The 16,890-nt window shown below is 56.8% G+C and carries 20 protein-coding genes, 2 pseudogenes and 1 other annotated feature; of the genes and pseudogenes, 19 read left to right on the top strand and 3 right to left on the bottom strand.

Annotation, left to right across the window (positions count from 1 at the left end; translation table 11 throughout):
• The first annotated feature begins 12 nt into the window (after positions 1-12).
• The 9 genes from QDY28_RS24735 to QDY28_RS24695 all read left to right on the top strand — a co-directional run bounded on the left by QDY28_RS24735 (position 13) and on the right by QDY28_RS24695 (position 8,164).
• The gene (locus tag QDY28_RS24735) at positions 13-1,125 is read left to right on the top strand and encodes an electron transfer flavoprotein subunit alpha/FixB family protein (protein WP_004126048.1); all 1,113 of its coding nucleotides are present in this window, start codon (positions 13-15) and stop codon (positions 1,123-1,125) included.
• A 12-nt stretch (positions 1,126-1,137) separates the two neighbouring features.
• Complete coding sequence (locus tag QDY28_RS24730; RefSeq protein WP_004126038.1) at positions 1,138-2,442, top strand: FAD-dependent oxidoreductase; 1,305 nt, start codon at positions 1,138-1,140, stop codon at positions 2,440-2,442.
• Between the two features lie 12 nt (positions 2,443-2,454).
• Positions 2,455-2,754, top strand: coding sequence for a ferredoxin family protein (locus QDY28_RS24725; protein ID WP_004126035.1), 300 nt, complete (start codon positions 2,455-2,457; stop codon positions 2,752-2,754).
• Between the two features lie 176 nt (positions 2,755-2,930).
• Positions 2,931-4,679, top strand: coding sequence for a nif-specific transcriptional activator NifA (nifA, locus tag QDY28_RS24720; protein WP_004126033.1), 1,749 nt, complete (start codon positions 2,931-2,933; stop codon positions 4,677-4,679).
• Between the two features lie 232 nt (positions 4,680-4,911).
• Positions 4,912-6,393 (top strand): nitrogenase cofactor biosynthesis protein NifB, encoded by a 1,482-nt coding sequence (gene nifB, locus QDY28_RS24715; protein ID WP_120670799.1) that lies wholly within the window; start codon positions 4,912-4,914, stop codon positions 6,391-6,393.
• Positions 6,394-6,427: 34 nt separating this feature from the next.
• Positions 6,428-6,622: a 4Fe-4S binding protein gene (locus tag QDY28_RS24710; protein ID WP_184805633.1), complete on the top strand. Its 195-nt coding sequence runs from the start codon at positions 6,428-6,430 to the stop codon at positions 6,620-6,622.
• Between the two features lie 93 nt (positions 6,623-6,715).
• Complete coding sequence (locus QDY28_RS24705) at positions 6,716-7,039, top strand: nitrogen fixation protein NifZ (protein ID WP_004126025.1); 324 nt, start codon at positions 6,716-6,718, stop codon at positions 7,037-7,039.
• Positions 7,036-7,248 carry a putative nitrogen fixation protein NifT gene (gene nifT, locus QDY28_RS24700; protein ID WP_004126022.1) on the top strand — a complete coding sequence of 71 codons (213 nt, stop codon included), beginning with the start codon at positions 7,036-7,038 and terminating at the stop codon, positions 7,246-7,248. The genes QDY28_RS24705 and nifT overlap by 4 nt, the downstream gene beginning before the upstream one ends.
• Before the next feature lie 34 nt (positions 7,249-7,282).
• Positions 7,283-8,164, top strand: coding sequence for an SIR2 family NAD-dependent protein deacylase (locus QDY28_RS24695; RefSeq protein WP_004126018.1), 882 nt, complete (start codon positions 7,283-7,285; stop codon positions 8,162-8,164).
• Between the two features lie 198 nt (positions 8,165-8,362).
• Here the strand turns inward: QDY28_RS24695 and QDY28_RS24690 are convergent, their stop codons facing one another.
• Positions 8,363-8,491: a hypothetical protein gene (locus QDY28_RS24690; protein WP_276307846.1), complete on the bottom strand. Its 129-nt coding sequence runs from the start codon at positions 8,489-8,491 to the stop codon at positions 8,363-8,365.
• Positions 8,492-8,780: 289 nt separating this feature from the next.
• Here QDY28_RS24690 and QDY28_RS24685 point away from each other — a divergent pair, with 289 nt between their 5' ends.
• The 7 genes and pseudogenes from QDY28_RS24685 (at position 8,781) to QDY28_RS24655 (ending at position 13,118) form a co-directional block, all read left to right on the top strand.
• Complete coding sequence (locus QDY28_RS24685; RefSeq protein ID WP_037136675.1) at positions 8,781-9,080, top strand: hypothetical protein; 300 nt, start codon at positions 8,781-8,783, stop codon at positions 9,078-9,080.
• A 51-nt stretch (positions 9,081-9,131) separates the two neighbouring features.
• Complete coding sequence (locus tag QDY28_RS24680) at positions 9,132-9,632, top strand: hypothetical protein (protein ID WP_246802344.1); 501 nt, start codon at positions 9,132-9,134, stop codon at positions 9,630-9,632.
• Positions 9,633-9,724: 92 nt separating this feature from the next.
• Positions 9,725-9,949: a hypothetical protein gene (locus QDY28_RS24675; RefSeq protein ID WP_184805636.1), complete on the top strand. Its 225-nt coding sequence runs from the start codon at positions 9,725-9,727 to the stop codon at positions 9,947-9,949.
• Between the two features lie 108 nt (positions 9,950-10,057).
• Positions 10,058-10,387 (top strand): hypothetical protein, encoded by a 330-nt coding sequence (locus QDY28_RS24670; RefSeq protein ID WP_246802345.1) that lies wholly within the window; start codon positions 10,058-10,060, stop codon positions 10,385-10,387.
• A 250-nt stretch (positions 10,388-10,637) separates the two neighbouring features.
• A pseudogene (locus QDY28_RS24665) lies at positions 10,638-10,848 on the top strand (CsbD family protein).
• 310 nt (positions 10,849-11,158) lie between these two features.
• Positions 11,159-11,434: a hypothetical protein gene (locus tag QDY28_RS24660; protein WP_184805638.1), complete on the top strand. Its 276-nt coding sequence runs from the start codon at positions 11,159-11,161 to the stop codon at positions 11,432-11,434.
• Positions 11,435-11,780: 346 nt separating this feature from the next.
• On the top strand, positions 11,781-13,118 hold the full coding sequence (locus tag QDY28_RS24655) for an ISNCY-like element ISRtr6 family transposase (protein WP_184806401.1): 1,338 nt from the start codon (positions 11,781-11,783) through the stop codon (positions 13,116-13,118).
• 327 nt (positions 13,119-13,445) lie between these two features.
• On the opposite strand, the gene QDY28_RS24650 is transcribed toward QDY28_RS24655, so the two are convergent.
• The gene (locus QDY28_RS24650) at positions 13,446-14,363 is read right to left on the bottom strand and encodes an alpha/beta hydrolase (protein WP_246802382.1); all 918 of its coding nucleotides are present in this window, start codon (positions 14,361-14,363) and stop codon (positions 13,446-13,448) included.
• A 180-nt stretch (positions 14,364-14,543) separates the two neighbouring features.
• Between QDY28_RS24650 and QDY28_RS24645 the strand changes: the two genes are divergently transcribed.
• Complete coding sequence (locus QDY28_RS24645) at positions 14,544-14,912, top strand: LysR family transcriptional regulator (RefSeq protein ID WP_246802383.1); 369 nt, start codon at positions 14,544-14,546, stop codon at positions 14,910-14,912.
• Here QDY28_RS24645 and QDY28_RS24640 read toward each other — a convergent pair.
• A protein-coding gene (locus QDY28_RS24640) for an IS3 family transposase (protein ID WP_184806348.1) occupies positions 14,876-16,098 on the bottom strand; the annotation gives its coding sequence in 2 pieces (ribosomal slippage) (positions 14,876-15,807 and positions 15,807-16,098; 1,224 coding nt in all). The two genes, QDY28_RS24645 and QDY28_RS24640, sit on opposite strands and share 37 nt — an antisense overlap.
• Positions 15,698-15,814, bottom strand: a sequence feature (AL1L pseudoknot). (Overlaps the previous gene by 117 nt.)
• 64 nt (positions 16,099-16,162) lie before the next feature.
• Here QDY28_RS24640 and QDY28_RS24635 point away from each other — a divergent pair.
• Together QDY28_RS24635 and QDY28_RS24630 are read left to right on the top strand one after the other, a co-directional pair.
• The gene (locus tag QDY28_RS24635; RefSeq protein ID WP_285170460.1) at positions 16,163-16,630 is read left to right on the top strand and encodes a LysR substrate-binding domain-containing protein; all 468 of its coding nucleotides are present in this window, start codon (positions 16,163-16,165) and stop codon (positions 16,628-16,630) included.
• A 57-nt stretch (positions 16,631-16,687) separates the two neighbouring features.
• A pseudogene (locus QDY28_RS24630) lies at positions 16,688-16,890 on the top strand (group II intron reverse transcriptase/maturase); the annotation flags it as partial.

Raw genomic sequence — 16,890 nt, 5'->3', positions numbered from 1 at the left:
CGGCAAGGAGCCATGACGTTGACCGCAAATCAAGAAATACCGCGCCCAGCCGTCGGCCGCGCGGGAATGAAGAAAGAACTGCCCGATCATTTCAAAGACTACCGCCATGTTTGGGTCTTCATCGAAGTGGAGCGCGGAAATGTCCATCCCGTCTCCTTCGAACTGCTGGGAGAAGGCCGCAAGCTGGCGGACAAGCTTGGCGTCAAACTCGCAGGTGTCGTGCTCGGACCTCCGGGGGACGCCACGCAGCTGGCCATCGCAGAGGCGTTTGCCTATGGCGCCGACGTTGCGTATCTGGTGGAGAACCCCCTGCTCGAAGACTATAGGAACGAGCCCTTCACCAAAGCTCTGACAAATCTCGTCGCCACTTACCAACCCGAGATCCTGCTTCTCGGTGCGACGACGCTTGGTCGCGACCTTGCCGGTTCCGTGGCGACGACCTTGTTGACGGGGCTCACCGCGGACTGCACCGAACTCGATGTGGATGCGGACGGTTCGCTTGCCGCAACGCGGCCGACTTTCGGCGGCTCTCTACTATGCACAATCTACACGCTCAACTGCAGACCGCAGATGGCGACAGTGCGGCCAAGGGTCATGGCGATGCCGCAGCGCACGAACAAGCCTATCGGCTGCGTCATTCAGCATGGGGTCCTGATGGTCGAGGAGGAGATCGTCACCAAAGTCCTCGGGTTCATTTCCGACGTGCAATCGACAAATTCCAATCTCGCCTATGCCGATGTGGTGGTGGGCGGCGGCCTCGGTCTTGGAACATCGGAGAACCTGAAGCTGGCGAAGAATCTCGCGCGGGTAATTGGAGCCGAATACGGCTGTTCACGGCCGCTGGTCCAGAAAGGCTGGATGCCGGCTGATCGGCAGATCGGGCAAACGGGTAAGACTATCCGGCCGAAGCTCTATATAGCGGCCGGGATTTCCGGCGCCATTCAGCACCGGGTTGGCGTCGAGGGCGCTGATCTCATTGTGGCGATCAACACCGATCCGAACGCGCCGATTTTCGACTTCGCCCACGTTGGCGTCGTGACGGATGCGATCCGCTTCTTGCCGGCCCTCACTGATGTTTTCACCCAACGGCTGTCGCCGCACAGTCGCGATAAGCTTGCGAATTAGGGGGCACGGGTTATGAGCGGGGAAAAGTTTGACGCCATCGTGATTGGCGCGGGCATGGCCGGGAATGCGGCTGCTTACACCATGGCGAGCCGTGGCTTGAAAGTCCTGCAATTGGAGCGTGGCGAGTATCCGGGCTCAAAGAACGTCCAGGGCGCAATCATGTACGCGAACATGCTGGAGAAAATCATCCCGAATTTTCGAGATGATGCGCCTCTTGAGCGGCATCTCGTCGAGCAGCGCTTCTGGATGATGGATGACACATCCCACGTTGGGATCCAATACCGATCGGATGATTTCAACGAGTCGACGCCAGAGCGCTATACAATCATTCGCGCTCAGTTCGACCGTTGGTTTTCGCGTAAGGTGCGTGAGGCGGGAGCGACAGTCCTTTGCGAGACGACGGCGACAGAACTTGCCCAGGAAGGGGGCAAGGTGATCGGCGTGCGCACTGACCGTACTGGCGATGTCATACTTGCGGACACGGTCGTTCTTGCGGAAGGCGCCAATGGGTTGCTCGGCGCCCGGGCCGGTTTGCGTCAGACGCCGACTTCGGAGAGCGTGGCTCTCGCTGTCAAGGAAATACATTTTCTGCCAGAAGACGTGATCGATCAGCGCTTCGGTCTTCATGGCAACGAGGGTTGTGTGATCGAGGCGGCCGGCACCATCTCCCGCGGCATGGCCGGGCTCGCCTTCCTTTATACCAATAAGGAGTCGATCTCTCTTGGCATCGGTTGCCTCGTCTCCGACTTCGCCGCAACGTGCGAAAGCCCTTACGAGTTGCTCGAAGCGTTCAAGAACCATCCGTCGATCAAACATCTGATCGCGGATTCGGAAGTCAAGGAATATGCAGCTCATCTCATTCCCGAAGGTGGGTACAAGGCAATTCCCGCGCTCTTCGGCGATGGCTGGGTCGTTGTCGGCGACGCAGCACAGCTCAACAATGCCGTTCACCGCGAAGGTTCCAATCTCGCCATGACGTCAGGTCGCATCGCCGGGGAGGCTATTTTCGAGGTCAAGAGCCGCGGAGGTCGAATGACCAAAAGAAACCTCGCACTATACAAGACGATGCTGGACGATTCCTTTGTCATTAAAGATCTTAGGAAATACAAAGACATGCCGGCCCTACTTCATACCAATTCCCGCAATTTCTTCATGACATACCCGAAGTTGATGTCTGAAGCTTCGAAAAATTTCATGCGTGTCGATGGTACGCCGAAGATCGAAAATGAAAGGGCGACAACGGCCGCTTTCATAAAGGCGCGTTCGCGCTGGGGGCTGGTCAGCGACGCGGTGCGTCTGGCATTGGCTTGGCGTTGAAGGAGAAATAGGATGACCGTTGCAGTGACGAAGTTGCGTGTTGAGGACAAGCTTTTCCAGAATCGCTATCTGGTTGATCAGGGACGCCCGCACATTAAGGTGCGGCCGCACGAGCATCCGAGTGCAAACCTTTTGGCGCTAACACGCATCTGCCCGGCAAAATGCTATGAACTGAATGACAAAGGCCAAGTGGAGATTGCCGCCGACGGCTGCATGGAGTGCGGCACATGCAGGGTGCTGTGTGAGGCAAGTGGGGACATCACGTGGAACTATCCACGAGGCGGCTTTGGTGTTCTCTTCAAGTTCGGGTGAACAATTTATTGTTAAACTTTTGAAAAACACATTATGTCGTCACAGCCAGGCGCTGCATCAATTTTGACAGGAACCAGCTTGCAATTTCAGAAACTACCATTAGAGTTTCCGCTTATACAAATAAGCACAAACAGTGGTTGGAATGGGGGCATTCTACACAGCTAGGGGTGTTGAAAATGACCCGCATTCTACGCGATTGCGTCGATGAAGTTGGACCTTTGCCCGGGGTATCCAGCAAAACGCCTGAAGTCGGAATCTCCTGCAGCGGGATCTACGAAATATCGAAGCTCCTAACGGCCGCTGCCCCGCTGGAGATCACGCTTGTCAAGGTCGCCAATATCCTCCCCACGTTTTTGCGAATGCGTCATGGGGCAATCGTTATATGGGCGAGCGAAGGGGAGCCGGAAATTACCGCGTCGGCCGGCGTCGCCGATTCTCGTCAATCCGGCGCACGCCACACCATCCCACCGGCTGCAATGGATCAGATCGTGACGACCGGACAGCCGCTGGTGATAAGGGAGACCAGTAAATCCGAACTTTTTCGGGCTGACCCTCAGCCGTCTTTGAGCAGCGACACGATCCCCATCACATTTATCGGGGTTCCTTTGAGGGCTGCGCACAAACTGGTCGGGACGTTATGGATCGACCGCTTCAGGGACAGCGCCACTGAACTGCGTCACAACGAGGATATTCGCTTCCTTACCATGGTCGCCGATCTTATCGGCCAGACGATCGCGTTCCACCGAGCCCTGAGCACGTCCGGTCCGCAAATCATCCAGCTGCACCGGAAATCCGCCGAAGGGGGACGGAATGATCCGAGCCAAAACTCAAGAGCCAAAGTCGACTGGATCGTCGGAGAAAGCCCTGCAGTCAGGCGGGTGTTGGAAATCGTCTCTGCGGTGGCTATGACGAATACCACAGTGCTTCTGCGGGGTGAAAGCGGCACTGGCAAGGAATTTTTCGCACAGGCCATTCATGAGCTTTCCCCTCGCCGCAAGAAGTCTTTTGTCAAATTGAACTGCGCCGCACTGCCTGAAGGTGTCCTGGAATCGGAACTCTTCGGACATGAAAAGGGCGCTTTCACCGGTGCTGTATCGCAGCGCGCGGGGCGTTTCGAATTGGCAAATGGCGGAACGCTGCTCCTTGATGAAATTGGCGAAATTTCGCCTGCCTTTCAAGCCAAGCTTTTGCGCGTGCTGCAGGAAGGCGAGCTGGAGCGGGTTGGCGGAACCAAGACCCTCAAAGTCGACATCAGACTCGTATGCGCAACCAACAAGGACCTCGAGGCGGCTGTTGCAAATGGCGAGTTCAGAGCCGACCTTTACTATCGCATCAATGTCGTGCCGATCGTCTTGCCACCACTCAGAGAGCGGCCCGGAGACATTTCGCGCCTTTCAAAAGTCTTTCTCGACCGTTTCAACCGGGAGAACAATCGCGAGCACGCCTTCACGGCGCAGGCGCTAGACCTGATTTCGCAATGCTATTTTCCTGGGAACGTCCGCGAGCTGGAAAATTGCGTGCGTAGGACGGCGACGTTGGCGCGCTCGAAGACGATCGTTCCCTCGGATTTTGCGTGCCAGAACAACCAATGTCTTTCGGCTCGTCTTTGGAAAGGCGACGGCGGCGGCCGCGAGGGTAAGCCTATCGATGAGCTCACTCGGGGTGGAACAACGCCGGCAGTATCGCCGCTCTCTACCCAACCAGGCAGCGTCTCGCATCCCGAGGTAGCGCCCTTCAAGGCCTGCGACCCCAATGGTCCGGCTTGCCCAGCCCTATCACCGCGCCTCACAGAGCGGGACCGGCTGATCGAGGCAATGGAGAAAGTCGGATGGGTTCAGGCCAAAGCGGCTCGTATGCTCGGCCTCACGCCCCGTCAGGTCGGCTATGCTCTGCGCCGGCACAATATCGAGATGAAAAAGTTCTAAGCCTATGTCGTTCGTCAGGTCGGAAATGCGCTCTCGGCACTCTACGTGACAGAGGCGCGTCGCATTCGCGACGAGATCCATGTGCCGATTGTCATGAACGAACGAAATCGTGCGGGAGCAAGTGTATGCAATCCAACGCGAAACACTAAAACGCCGGACATAAGACAATCCCGGGCCCTGGCATAGGTCTTGCAGTTTGAACTGCAATCTTCACCAGCAACGGAATTGCTAGATGACCGCATCGATGATTTCGCTTGATAGCTCGGCCAGCGCCAAAACGTCCGACAATAGGCTGACCAATGCGAAGTCCGACAGCTGCAAATCCTCATCCTGCGGCTCAACCGCAAAACCGGATGACATGGATCCAGCGACATGGGAGAAGATAAAGGATCATCCCTGCTACTCGGAAGAAGCACACCACTATTTCGCGCGCATGCACGTCGCCGTCGCACCGGCTTGCAATATCCAGTGCAACTACTGCAATCGGAAATATGACTGCGCAAACGAAAGCCGGCCCGGTGTCGTCTCGGAAAAGCTGACGCCAGAGCAGGCGCTGCGCAAAGTTATTTCGGTCGCCAACGAAGTGCCGCAGCTTTCGGTCGTCGGAATCGCCGGTCCGGGCGATGCCTGTTACGACTGGAGGAGAACCAAGGCGACCTTCGAAAAAGTTGCCGCGGAAATTCCCGACGTCAAGCTGTGTATCTCCACCAACGGGCTAGCATTGCCAGATCATGTCGATGAGCTTGCACGCATGAATGTCGATCACGTGACCATCACAATCAACATGGTCGACCCGCAAATCGGCGCAAAGATATATCCCTGGGTCTTTTACAATCACCGGCGCTACACCGGCATCGAAGCCGCCGAAATCCTGCACAAGCGACAGATGTTGGGTTTGGAAATGCTGGCGGCGCGGGGCATCCTCGTCAAGGTCAATTCGGTCATGATACCCGGGGTCAATGACGAGCACCTGATCGAGGTGAACAGATGGGTGAAAGAGCGCGGCGCGTTCTTGCATAATGTGATGCCCCTGATTTCGGACCCAGCGCACGGCACTTACTATGGCCTGACCGGACAGCGCGCTCCGCGGGCAATCGAATTGAAGGCGCTTCAAGGTCGTCTCGAAAAAGGCGCCAAGCTGATGCGTCATTGTCGGCAATGCCGGGCCGATGCCGTCGGTCTGCTCGGCGAGGATCGTGGCAAAGAATTCACGCTCGACCACATTCCCGATGCAGTCTCGTACGACGAGCGCAATCGCGAGGCATACCGGGAAGTAGTGGCGCGGGAGAGAGGCAATCACGCAGCAGCCAAGAGCGAGGCGATCGAAATGGTCAAAGCAGCCGGCCCCGACGGGTCGCTTCACGTCGCGGTGGCGACCAAGGGCGGCGGCCGCATAAACGAACATTTCGGCCATGCGAAAGAGTTCCAGATTTATGAAGCCTCTCCGAGAGGAATCGCCTTCGTGGGGCATCGCAAGGTCGAGCAATATTGCCGCGGCGGTTGGGGTGACGACGCTACACTCGACGGTGTGATAGTTGCGCTCGAGGGGATCGACATCGTGCTCTGCGCAAAGATCGGAGATTGCCCTAAAAAGCGGTTGGCGGACGCGGGCATTCGAGCAGTGGACTCTTATACCTATGAGTACATCGAAACCGCCATCAGCATGGTTTATGCCACCGAGTTTGGAGTCGACCTGCTGACAGGGACGGCGTGAATTTTTTTTAGTTTAACCTCCTCAGGAGTTGAAAATGGCCTTCAAGATCATCGCATCCCAATGCACCCAGTGCGGAGCCTGCGAGTTCGAATGTCCATCAGGTGCGATAGAACTGATGGGCGAGAACTACGTGATCGATCCGAAGAAGTGCACAGAATGCGAGGGAGCTTTCGAGACGCAGCAATGCGCATCGGTATGTCCGGTACCGAAGACCTGCGTTCCAGCCTGATCGCCTGTTCGCTGGCCGCCGAAGGCAATATCTCGTCCAAAGGTTTGACCTCCGCGGTTAAGCCGAGCAGTCTCAAGAAAGTGAGGCACCACCGTGGGCATAGGACGCGAACAAGAAGTGGAAATCGGCTGTTCACCGCAATTTCTACCAGGCGAGCGGGTTCGTGCCACGCGCCACATAAAGAATGACGGCACCTATCCCGGCAAAGACGTTGGCGAAAACCTGGTGCGAAAGGGCGATGAGGGTTATGTGCGCGACATCGGCACCTTTCTCCAGCAGTTCTATATCTATGCGGTCGAATGGGTGGATCGCGGCACCATCGTCGGCATGCGCGCGCGTGAACTGACGAGCCTCGACAAAGCCGCAGCAAGCATTGCCGAAACGACTACCAGCGCCAGGGAAGGAATAGCCCCGTGAAAGTGATGATCCGCAGAACCGGAACCGGCTTATCGGCATATGTTTCCAAGAAGGATCTCGAAGAGCCGATCATTGCTATGGAAAATGAAAATCTATGGGGCGGCTGCGTGCTGCTTAGGAATGGATGGAGGCTAGCCCTGCCCGATCTGCCAAAGGACACGCGCCTGCCCATTACGGTCGAGGCAAAGAAGATATCTGAGGAGGACTAAACGCTGCTAACGAACGACAAAAAGCGACAGCGGCATGCCCGTGCTTCCTAAATCCGATCATCTTTTGGTCTGCCGGGGCGATTACGCCGAAAAGCAACTTTATTTGCTGAAGGAAGCGCTCGCCGCAGACGCAATAATCCCATATCTCGGTCCCGGGCTTCTCCGGCAAAGTTCGGCGGCACCGCCTGTACCTGATGGTCCAGAAGGCGTTGCAGCAGCTCTTAACACACGGGCGACAGCACCTTCCAAGATACGCAGCAACATGTGGTCGGTCGCACAGTTTATCGAGCAGCGCAGGCATCGTCGGACGCTTCAAGCCTGGATGGCGGAGATATTCGCCTCATCCGCGCCGCTGACCGGCCTCCATGCCTGGCTTGCAACGCTGCCACTCTCGCTCATCATCGACAGCTGGTACGACGGGACGATGCGCGCGGCTCTCGTGGCGAATGGCCGAACAGACGTGGTCGAGATACAAGGCGTTACGCGGGCAAATGAGAACCGCGATATATGGACGAGAACCTACGATTTGTCCGGAAAGGAACTCAGGCCCGGTCCGGCAGCAAAAACGGTGTTGTATACGCCTCATGGAAGCGTTCGGCCCGCTGCTAATTTTCTCGTGTCAGATGCGGACTATGTCGAAGTTCTGACAGAGATCGATATCCAGACGCCGATCCCCGAAGCCGTCAAAGCACGGCGCACCAACCGCGGCTTTTTCTTTCTGGGCTGCCGCTTCGACGATCAGATGTTGCGCATCTTTGCCCGCCAGATCATGAAGCGCTCCAACGGCCCACACTTCGCTGTGATTGATGCCAAAACCATGACCAAGAACGAACGCCGCTTCTGCACGGAATGCGGCATCACCCTGATTGACCTGCCGATTGGTGAAGTTGCGGCTGCTCTTGTCAATCCGGCATAGCCGCAAGCGTGAGCCAGGGAGCGCTTCGCAGCGGCACCGATCGCTTGCTCAAACTGAGAGCGAGTGACGAAGAGCGTGATTTATGGGCACGAGAGACTGCACCATCATTGTTGGGACGACGGCTAGAATCCCCAAAATCAACATCCCGACAACCGTCTTGGCCAGGCCCGAGCGTTAGGTCAGGCGGGGGCTTAATCGCTACACGAAGAACTTACAGCAAAGCGCAATGGCAAAAACCCCAAACGGCCATGCAATGACTAGCATGGCGCTGGCCCACTCCTGCTCGACGGGCGGCAGATTTTCTTTGTCGTTTGCCGCTGATTTCATGGTCCCCTCCACGATTAAGCTCAAATCCTATCAGGCATTTTAGCCTTGTCGCATCAAAGATGATGTCAGCGCGTCACACGGCCGGCATCTCCTAAATCACCTCCATCATTCCACCTTTCCGGGCCCGCCTTGCGTGGGCTTTTATGGGTGCGGCGACGATATCGTTAGCCGTCTGGAGGCCCGCGGTTTCGTCCCCAGAGATTGTATCGACAATATCGAATATTTTTGGATTACCGAACACGGTCTCGAAGCATATAAGGCTACAGCCACATCCCTCGGAGACGCCCAAATGATCGACGAGACGAGAGAATACCTACTGGATCACCGCGGCAAGCTGTTGTTCCAGATCGAGCGGGCGAAGCACCACCTTGCCGGTCTTGAAGCTGACGAGATCAAGATTATCAACAGCAGGGCGTCCCTGCCGGCGGCCGATATCGCCAGTATCACCGGGGACTTGGCCGAGCACCTGAGAAGCGAGATCGAGGCGCTCTGTTGGGCGATCGACCACATTGACCATGAGCTGGAATATCTGCACGGCGATGATGAATTTGAGCCGTTCACAGGGCGCCACGCTCGCACGCATAGTTGACTCGACTCTTAGATCATTCCCGATAATCATTGCGGTAATTGGGGGATTGCTATGCATCACGCCGTCGTCGTTGCCGCACTGTCGCTCATCATGGTCCCTTCTGCCTTTGCGGCCAGCGACAACGATCTGACGCTCTCGATAACCATGAGCAAAGGAAATCCACCGTCTTTTAACGGGATAACCAACCTGGTGGACGGCACATTGATCTCATTCACAGTCAGGGGTGATTTGCCAGGTTGCATCCAGCGATGTGGCTACGAGGGCGATGCCAGGACGGAAGGTGGCCGGTTCCATGTGGAGATCATCTCAGATCGATACCTTGAAGACGATAGCTATACCATTGATGTGGTCACAACTGATCAAAGCCGTCGCCTCAAGTTTCCGACGTTGGACCCGACCGACAACAACCACATGATTAGATGGACAGCTCGCCTCGAGGTCGACGCCGACGAGTCCAAGATTGTGCCCGGAACGGCTCGGCTTCTTCCATTCTTATACGATGCCAAATACTTGCGAGATGAATCCGATCACGGACATCAACCAACCCAATGAACTGCGCGCAATATTAGCGCAACTTCACCGCAACGCCTCGTGGTCAGGAACCTTTGCTGCAGCTAAAGGTTACGTCCCAGAGGAGTACTCAGATGAGCAACGACATCAACAAGCGTGCCCCAGATCTCAGAACGACACCGGTACGTCGCCAACCTTGGATGCCATGGGTTGTCATTCTCGGGATTATTGTAGTCGCAGCTCTCGCCTGGGCTTTCTGGCCCCACACCAGCACGACAAATCCCAACGCCCCAGCCCAGACGACAACGACACAGCCGACCACCACAACGCCGCCCGCGACAACGCCCGCTCAGCAGTAAAGTGGCGGCGCCGAGAAGATGCTCAAAGAAATGATGCCTCAGGTTGCGAGAATGTTGCCTGGAGTGTAAACGTGCGTTGTATACTCATGCACGATCGGAGAGCAGCGGATGGTTTCGGATTCTCCCGAGATGGGGTCACCGGTATCCAGCCCGGCGGAGCGGCATGATGAGGATGGTTCGCCGTTTTCCCAATATATTCGAAACCATGAGGCAATCTTTGGTCTGCGTGACCTAGAGATTTGTCAGCTTGCTTTCGAGCAGATTTTCTCAAGATTGAACCTAATGAAAGATGTAAATGAAGCCCAGCGACTGGCACCAATCGTTGTCACTCTTTATAAGCAAGGCATTCATGACGAACGCCACCTCGCCAGACTTGCTGGTGCATGGCCACTTTTAGCGAACCCCTTCTTGGTAAAATACTTTGCCATTGATCCGTAGTCGGACGATTGGGGCAAGAAGCCCTTGATTATGAAATTTCCAGATAGCGAAGCGATAGGAAGCATTGGCAGAATCTATCGTTCAGGGCTTGATTCCACTTCTGCATGCTTGAAACAAAGCGGAGGCCTAACCCCAGCTTCCGCGCGCTCGCTTTGCCCAGCTTCGCGCGGCGGCCCCTCCAACTATTTGGCGAACAAAGATAGCCGATCTACATTACCGCTGCAGGGACAACCCTTACGATGAGAACATCATGGATGGGAATAGAGTTGAAGGAAATTGGAAGCAGATCAAGGGCAAGGTGAAAGAGCAGTGGGGACAGCTCACGGATGACGACCTTGGATCTAATCGACGGACGCCGAGATCAGCTCGAAGGCAAGATCCAAGAACAACGCTACGGCTTGGAAAAAGATCGGGCGCGGCGCGACATCGACGATTGGTACAATCGACAGACCTGGGAGTAACAGGCCGCGTTGTACCATCGGACTGCATGACAACGGTATTTCGTACAGCAATGCCCAAGCACACCCACAAAAAGCCCCTATCCGAATAGGGATAGGGGCAGAGTTTCCATCAAGTGCTCGTTTCAATTACGGTCGTGGGCACGGCCGACTGTTGAATTAGAACATGGTAATGTCATCAATGATATACGCCCTTTGAGGAGGCACTCCTCGACAAATTTCCTTGTATAATCGGCCGTATTGTAGATCGGCGGTGACCTGCCACTCTGCGGTCTATGACAACAAACCTTAAAGACTTGTCGGTTTGCCTGCGTTGGGCGGCTTCATCCTCGCGGGTTCTGGCGCCACCGGTCTTGATGATGTCCTCGCGCCGACGGGCGAAGTTTTCCGCGGCGGAATGGAGGTATTGCGGCATGCTGCTTCCGAATGCCTTCGGCCCGACCCTTACGGGCTGCGCGATATCCGTCTCCATCGCCTCGATCAGGCGCTCCAAAATCATCTCTCCCAGGAGTTACGCCATTCATTGCATCCGTTCACGACGTACATGGCGTCACGCCAGATCGTTGCCGGCTCGTCCTTCTTGAAATAATCGATGATCCATTGGGTAGCGTGCAGCATGCCGGTAAGCTCGATGACATTGTTCGCGGTCTCACCGAGCCTGCGGACAATGCAGCGATTTCCCGGCCGTCCTTGTAGACGACGACCTAACCGCCGCTTCCAGGATTCGGTTCGCAGGCCCCATCACGCCGAATGGTATTCGAATGGGCTATTAAGTTCTGCCTGGCGACTCTAGCTAGTTTCCGTCCACGAACATCAASTTATTGATATTATTAAGTGAATCTGAATTTTGCGCAAGCAAGGCCCGGCGGTTTCAGGTATACTTTGGGCTCATGCCACTGATTCCGAAGCACAATCTGCAACCGCCGGAGCCGACAATGCGCCAGGAACGCACCGTCCAAGCCAGTATATTCGATCTTTTCGCCACGCACGAGATCGGCCACGAACTGAAGTCGATGTCGCAGTGGCTGGACGAGCACCACGATCTGTTTGGCTTGGTGGGGCGGGATCTGGGTCGGCACGGCGTCAAGGCCACCGGACGGCAAGGGCTGCCGGCCGAGGCAGTGCTGCGTTGCGCATTGCTCAAGCAATACCGGCAGCTGAGCTACCAGGAACTGGCGTTCCATCTCGAGGACTCTGCGTCGTTTCGGGCCTTTGCGCGCCTGCCGTGGTCATGGAGCCCGCAAAAGTCAGTGCTGCAAAAGACGATCAGCGCGATCCGACCCGAGACCTGGGAAGCGATCAATCGGGCGCTGCTGTCGAGCGCTCGGCAGGCGAAGCTGGAAGACGGCACGGTCGTGCGGCTGGACAGTACAGTGACCTCGGCACTCATGCACGAACCGAGCGACAGCAGCCTGCTGTGGGATGCCGTGCGGGTCATGGTGCGCCTGCTGAAGAAGGCAGATACCTTGGTCGGCGCCGGCCTGGCATGGCGCGATCATTGCCGCGCGGCCAAGAAGCGTGCCCGCGAGATCCAGTTCACACGCGGTCAGCCCAATCGGGTCCGGCTCTACCGTGAGCTGATCGCGATCGCCTGCGCGACCTTGGCATACCTGAAGCAGGCAACCGAGCGACTGGCAGCGGCGAGCAATCCGCTCGTCCAACTCTGGCAGGCCCAGGTTTGCCGCTATCGACCGCTGATCGAACGCATCATCAAACAGAGCGAGCGGCGAGTACTGGCGGGCGAGAAGCTGCCGGCGGGCGAGAAGCTGGTAAGCCTGTTCGAACCCCATGCCGATATCATCGTCAAAGGTAGCCGCGAGACCGAATACGGCCACAAGCTCAACCTGACCACCGGCAGAAGCGGCATGATCCTCGATCTGGTGATCGAGGCAGGTAATCCGCCCGACAGCGAGCGGCTGCTGCCGATGCTGGAGCGCCACATCGCCGTCTATGGAAACGCGCCGCGGCAGGCGGCGGCCGACGGCGGCTTTGCCAGTCGCGGCAACCTGGCCACAGCCAAGACCTGGGGCGTTCGCGACATGGCATTCCACAAGAAAGCTGGCCTCAAGGTCGAGGACATGGTCAGAAGCAATTGGGTCTATCGCAAGTTGCGCAACTTCCGCGCCGGTATCGAAGCCGGAATATCATGCCTCAAGCGTGCCTACGGCCTGGCACGCTGCACCTGGCGGGGCCTTGACCACTTCAAGACCTACGTCTGGTCCTCCGTCGTGGCTTACAACCTCGTCCTCTTCATCCGCCTCAAACCGACCTGAACTCCGACCAGCTTTTAGAATTGCGCCGTCGCTACAATGCCGGCCTCGTGGCGTACGCCTCAGCGCCGCCAACTGTATACTGCCCAATCACAAGCGTTCATGATCCTGTCCGTCGCCCCAAAACCACTCTCACCGCAAAGGACAAACCCTTGTAAACGCGCTTAAATACGCCTGTTTGTGGACGGAAACTAGCTAGTTAATCTGTTGACGCTTTATGACCCGAGCCGCCTTCCGCCAAGCGGATGCGGCGCATCATTCGTTCAGTAGGGGCAACATGGACAAAAGCACCCTTCACCTTCACCTGGACAACCTCTCCTCGGCATCGCCTTAACTGAGCTTGCTGTGGAAGTGTGACGCAACCCGGTCAGCAGCTTGACGCACTGTCTCAGCTTGGTCGTAAAAGTCGAAGTGTTTTCCCTCAATCCAATGAAGGTCTTTCGGGCCTGCCAAAAGGTCATACACTTTGCGAGCCTGATCAGGGAACGCCGCACCATCTGAGTGAACGACGAGTGCTGGTGCCGTAACATGGGGAGCCTGCGCCAAAGGGTCAAAAGCAAGCCAAGGCTCCCAGGCCATAACCGCAAACTCGTTGCGCCAGGCACGAACGCTCCCGCCGCGTGACTGATCCATATAGTATTCGCTGGGGCTGGGGCTCACTGCCGATTTGTCGTTCGGCATATACGCGAAGACCGTTTCGATTACCCCATTTTCGTCGTATCGTTTACGCGCCTGTCGACCTGCCGCGATCCGGTTGTCGATACCTTCACGGCCGAACATCTTCAACCCGAGTTCGGGGTCGGAGAAAAACCCTGCAACGGTGGCTAACGCACCCACGTTGGGGTCCTTCGCAGCCGTGTAGAGACCCGTGCCCCCTGATGTGCAAATCCCGAGAATCCCTGTCCCGGTCACGTCGCTACGTTTCTTCAAATACCGAAGCGCGGCCGATAAGTCCTCCGCCTTCGAAGCCTGCTCCTCGAACTGGCGCATCGCACCGCTACTCTCGCCGTAATTGCGATAATCAATTGCGAGCGCAATGATGCCGCGCCGGGCAAGTTCGCCAGCATAATTTCCGCCCATCTGCTCCTTCACCGAGGTTAGCGAACCACCGACCGCGACGGCCGGATAGCGACGCGATGGATCATGTCCCTCTGGAAGATATAGATTGGCGACGACGAACCCGTCCTCGCTTTCAAAACTGACTTTCTGCGCCGCTGGTTGGCTTCGTTCGGTCAGTGTCTGTGCCATGGTATTTTTTCCTGTGCTGAAGAGAACGGCAGTCGCCCCAATAGCGAGGCCGAGGTTCCGGCGTGTGATCGATGCAATAGGCATCGGCGACAACTCCTAACGAAGGCTCTAAAGATACCCGGTGGAGTTTGGTTTGATAATCTGCAAAAAACTAAAAGGGTTTGTAAGGCGAGTTTGATAATGAGAGCTGACCTCCTGGAAGGAATAGTCGTCTTCACTCGTGTCGCGGAACGACGGAGCTTTACTGCTGCTGCGCTTGAACTCGGCGTGACACCTGCTGCAATCAGTTGGACGATCAAGCAACTGGAGGCGCGTGTGGGCGCACCGCTCTTCACGCGCACAACGCGTTCCGTTGGCCTTACCGAAGCGGGACAAGTCTTTTTGGAGCAGGCTTCAGCGGGCGTCGCCTACGTTGAAGCTGCATATGAGGCCGCTCAGCGCCTCAGTGATAACCCCAGAGGGCTTCTGCGGTTTGAACCGCGCCGGGTTTGCCGGAGACCGTTTGGTTTAAGTTATGCGGCCATAGCTGGTGCGTCCAGCATGGCGTAGTATCGTTCTTCTGCCTCTGCTGGCGGAATATTCCCGATGGGTTCCAGAAGACGGCGGAGGTTGAACCAGTCGACCCATTCGAGCGTGGCGAACTCCACGGCTTCGAAGTTGCGCCATGGTCCTCGCCGATGGATGACCTCTGCCTTGTAAAGACCGTTGATCGTTTCGGCGAGAGCATTGTCGTAACTGTCGCCAACGCTTCCGACAGACGGCTCGATGCCCGCCTCCGCCAGCCGTTCGGAATAGCGAATGGACACATATTGCGAGCCGCGGTCGGAATGATGAACCAGCCCGCCACGTTTAACGGGCCTCCGATCATGAAGCGCCTGATCGAGGGCATCGAGTACAAAGCCCGCATGGGCCGTTCGGCTTGCCCGCCAACCGACGATACGGCGGGCGAAGGCATCAATGACGAAGGCCACGTAAACGAAGCCCTGCCAGGTCGCGAAATCGGATAACCACAGCATGTTCGGCGCTGGAGCGCAGAACTGTCGGTTCACCCGGTCGAGCGGACATGGAGCGGACTTGTCCGACACAGTGGTTTTGACTGGCTTGCCGCGAATGACGCCTTGAAGCCCCATCATTCTCATAAGCCGAGCGACGGTGCAGCGGGCGATGTCGTAACCTTCTCGCTGCAACTGCCGCCAGACTTTGCGCACACCATAGACCTGGAAGTTCTCGTTGAACACCCGACGTATCTCGACTTTCATGGCAATATCATTCCGTTCGCGGGCCGATAGGCGGTCCACGTCCATGCGCTTGGCGATAACCTCATAACAGGTGGACGGGGCAATCGGCAGCAGTCTGCAGATCGGCTCGACCCCGAGCACCGAGCGGTGTTCGTCGATGAAGGAGATCATCGCTTCAGTGGGCGGTCGAGCTCCGCCTGGGCAAAATACGCCGAGGCTTTGCGTAGAATCTCATTCGCCTGACGAAGCTCGCGGTTCTCCCGCTCCAGAGCCTTCATCTTCTCCGCCACGTCACTCGGCAAACCTGCACGCTTGCCGCTGTCGACCTCGGCCTTCTTCACCCATTCATGGAGGGTATGCGCCGAGCAACCGATCTTGGCCGCTATCGATGATACCGCCGCCCAGCGGGAGGGATGTTCGGCTTCATGCTCCGTCACCATCCGAACGGCGCGGGCACGAACTTCAGGAGAGAATTTGTTCGTCGTCTTGCTTGTCATAGACCCTACTTCTCACGAGTTGGGGTCTCCGGCAAACCCGGCGCGGTTCACTCCGAGGGTGGTCGTGGGGTCACCTGCTTACTTCGCAAAACGCGGTAAGCCGCTGCGGCCAGAAGAGCTTGAGCGTCACTCCTGTATCAATATTCGGCTCGCTGGAGGCGCAGTCTACCGCTGGGATTTTGTCGAGCACACCGAGGAGATTGGGACTCGGAGCTTCGTGATGGATGTGGCAGGAGGTCTCACCGTAAATGGACCCGCGACTTCTCTTTCAGCCGCGCAGGCAGGTGTCGGTTTAGCCTACAATATCGCTGGCGTTGTCGAGCCGCTGATCCGCCAGGGTCTCCTCGAAACCTGCCTCGAAACGTTCATGCCCACGAGTCCGGGTTTTTTCATCTATTTTCCGGATCGAAAACAAGCGCTACCCAAATTGCGGGCGTTTGTGGATTACTGGCACAATTATCATCCCTCTCAAGCCAACTCGCTCAATGCTATTGTCGAGCAAAAGGCGAAATCCGAGTCCGGCGCAACCTGATTAACGTGTTAGGGCAACAGCGCTTAGTGCGGCTGCAAAGCCGATGAAAGATAGTTGATGAAAGTTCAGTACGGAGAAGAAGTGGCGAATCACTCTGACCCCGAGTCATGCGGCGCACATCGCGAGGTATGCGTCGAAGCGTTGACAGGGGAAACCGGCAGGCCAGCCATAGAGCCGCGAAATGAAAAATCCGGGATGCCGACGCTGTTAAGCGAAGCGGAAGGCAACACGGTGCATGGCGTCAATCGCAAGCCATGCCC

This window comes from Rhizobium sp. BR 362 (genome assembly GCF_036528765.1).
Lineage (GTDB): Bacteria > Pseudomonadota > Alphaproteobacteria > Rhizobiales > Rhizobiaceae > Rhizobium.
The sequence above is the reverse complement of the archived record's forward strand: the minus strand, read 5'-3'. Positions and strand labels throughout refer to the sequence as shown.

Bases quoted from the DNA above. Each gene is read 5' to 3' on its own strand.
- QDY28_RS24670 (WP_246802345.1), top strand. From the start codon at position 10,058: ATGGTTTCGGATTCTCCCGAGATGGGGTCACCGGTATCCAGCCCGGCG.
- QDY28_RS24680 (WP_246802344.1), top strand. From the start codon at position 9,132: ATGCATCACGCCGTCGTCGTTGCCGCACTGTCGCTCATCATGGTCCCT.
- nifA (WP_004126033.1), top strand. From the start codon at position 2,931: ATGACCCGCATTCTACGCGATTGCGTCGATGAAGTTGGACCTTTGCCC.
- QDY28_RS24725 (WP_004126035.1), top strand. From the start codon at position 2,455: ATGACCGTTGCAGTGACGAAGTTGCGTGTTGAGGACAAGCTTTTCCAG.
- QDY28_RS24655 (WP_184806401.1), top strand. From the start codon at position 11,781: ATGCGCCAGGAACGCACCGTCCAAGCCAGTATATTCGATCTTTTCGCC.
- QDY28_RS24730 (WP_004126038.1), top strand. From the start codon at position 1,138: ATGAGCGGGGAAAAGTTTGACGCCATCGTGATTGGCGCGGGCATGGCC.
- QDY28_RS24685 (WP_037136675.1), top strand. From the start codon at position 8,781: ATGATCGACGAGACGAGAGAATACCTACTGGATCACCGCGGCAAGCTG.
- QDY28_RS24710 (WP_184805633.1), top strand. From the start codon at position 6,428: ATGGCCTTCAAGATCATCGCATCCCAATGCACCCAGTGCGGAGCCTGC.
- QDY28_RS24645 (WP_246802383.1), top strand. From the start codon at position 14,544: ATGAGAGCTGACCTCCTGGAAGGAATAGTCGTCTTCACTCGTGTCGCG.
- QDY28_RS24650 (WP_246802382.1), bottom strand. From the start codon at position 14,363: ATGGCACAGACACTGACCGAACGAAGCCAACCAGCGGCGCAGAAAGTC.
- nifB (WP_120670799.1), top strand. From the start codon at position 4,912: ATGACCGCATCGATGATTTCGCTTGATAGCTCGGCCAGCGCCAAAACG.
- QDY28_RS24735 (WP_004126048.1), top strand. From the start codon at position 13: ATGACGTTGACCGCAAATCAAGAAATACCGCGCCCAGCCGTCGGCCGC.
- QDY28_RS24675 (WP_184805636.1), top strand. From the start codon at position 9,725: ATGAGCAACGACATCAACAAGCGTGCCCCAGATCTCAGAACGACACCG.
- QDY28_RS24690 (WP_276307846.1), bottom strand. From the start codon at position 8,491: ATGAAATCAGCGGCAAACGACAAAGAAAATCTGCCGCCCGTCGAGCAG.
- QDY28_RS24695 (WP_004126018.1), top strand. From the start codon at position 7,283: ATGCCCGTGCTTCCTAAATCCGATCATCTTTTGGTCTGCCGGGGCGAT.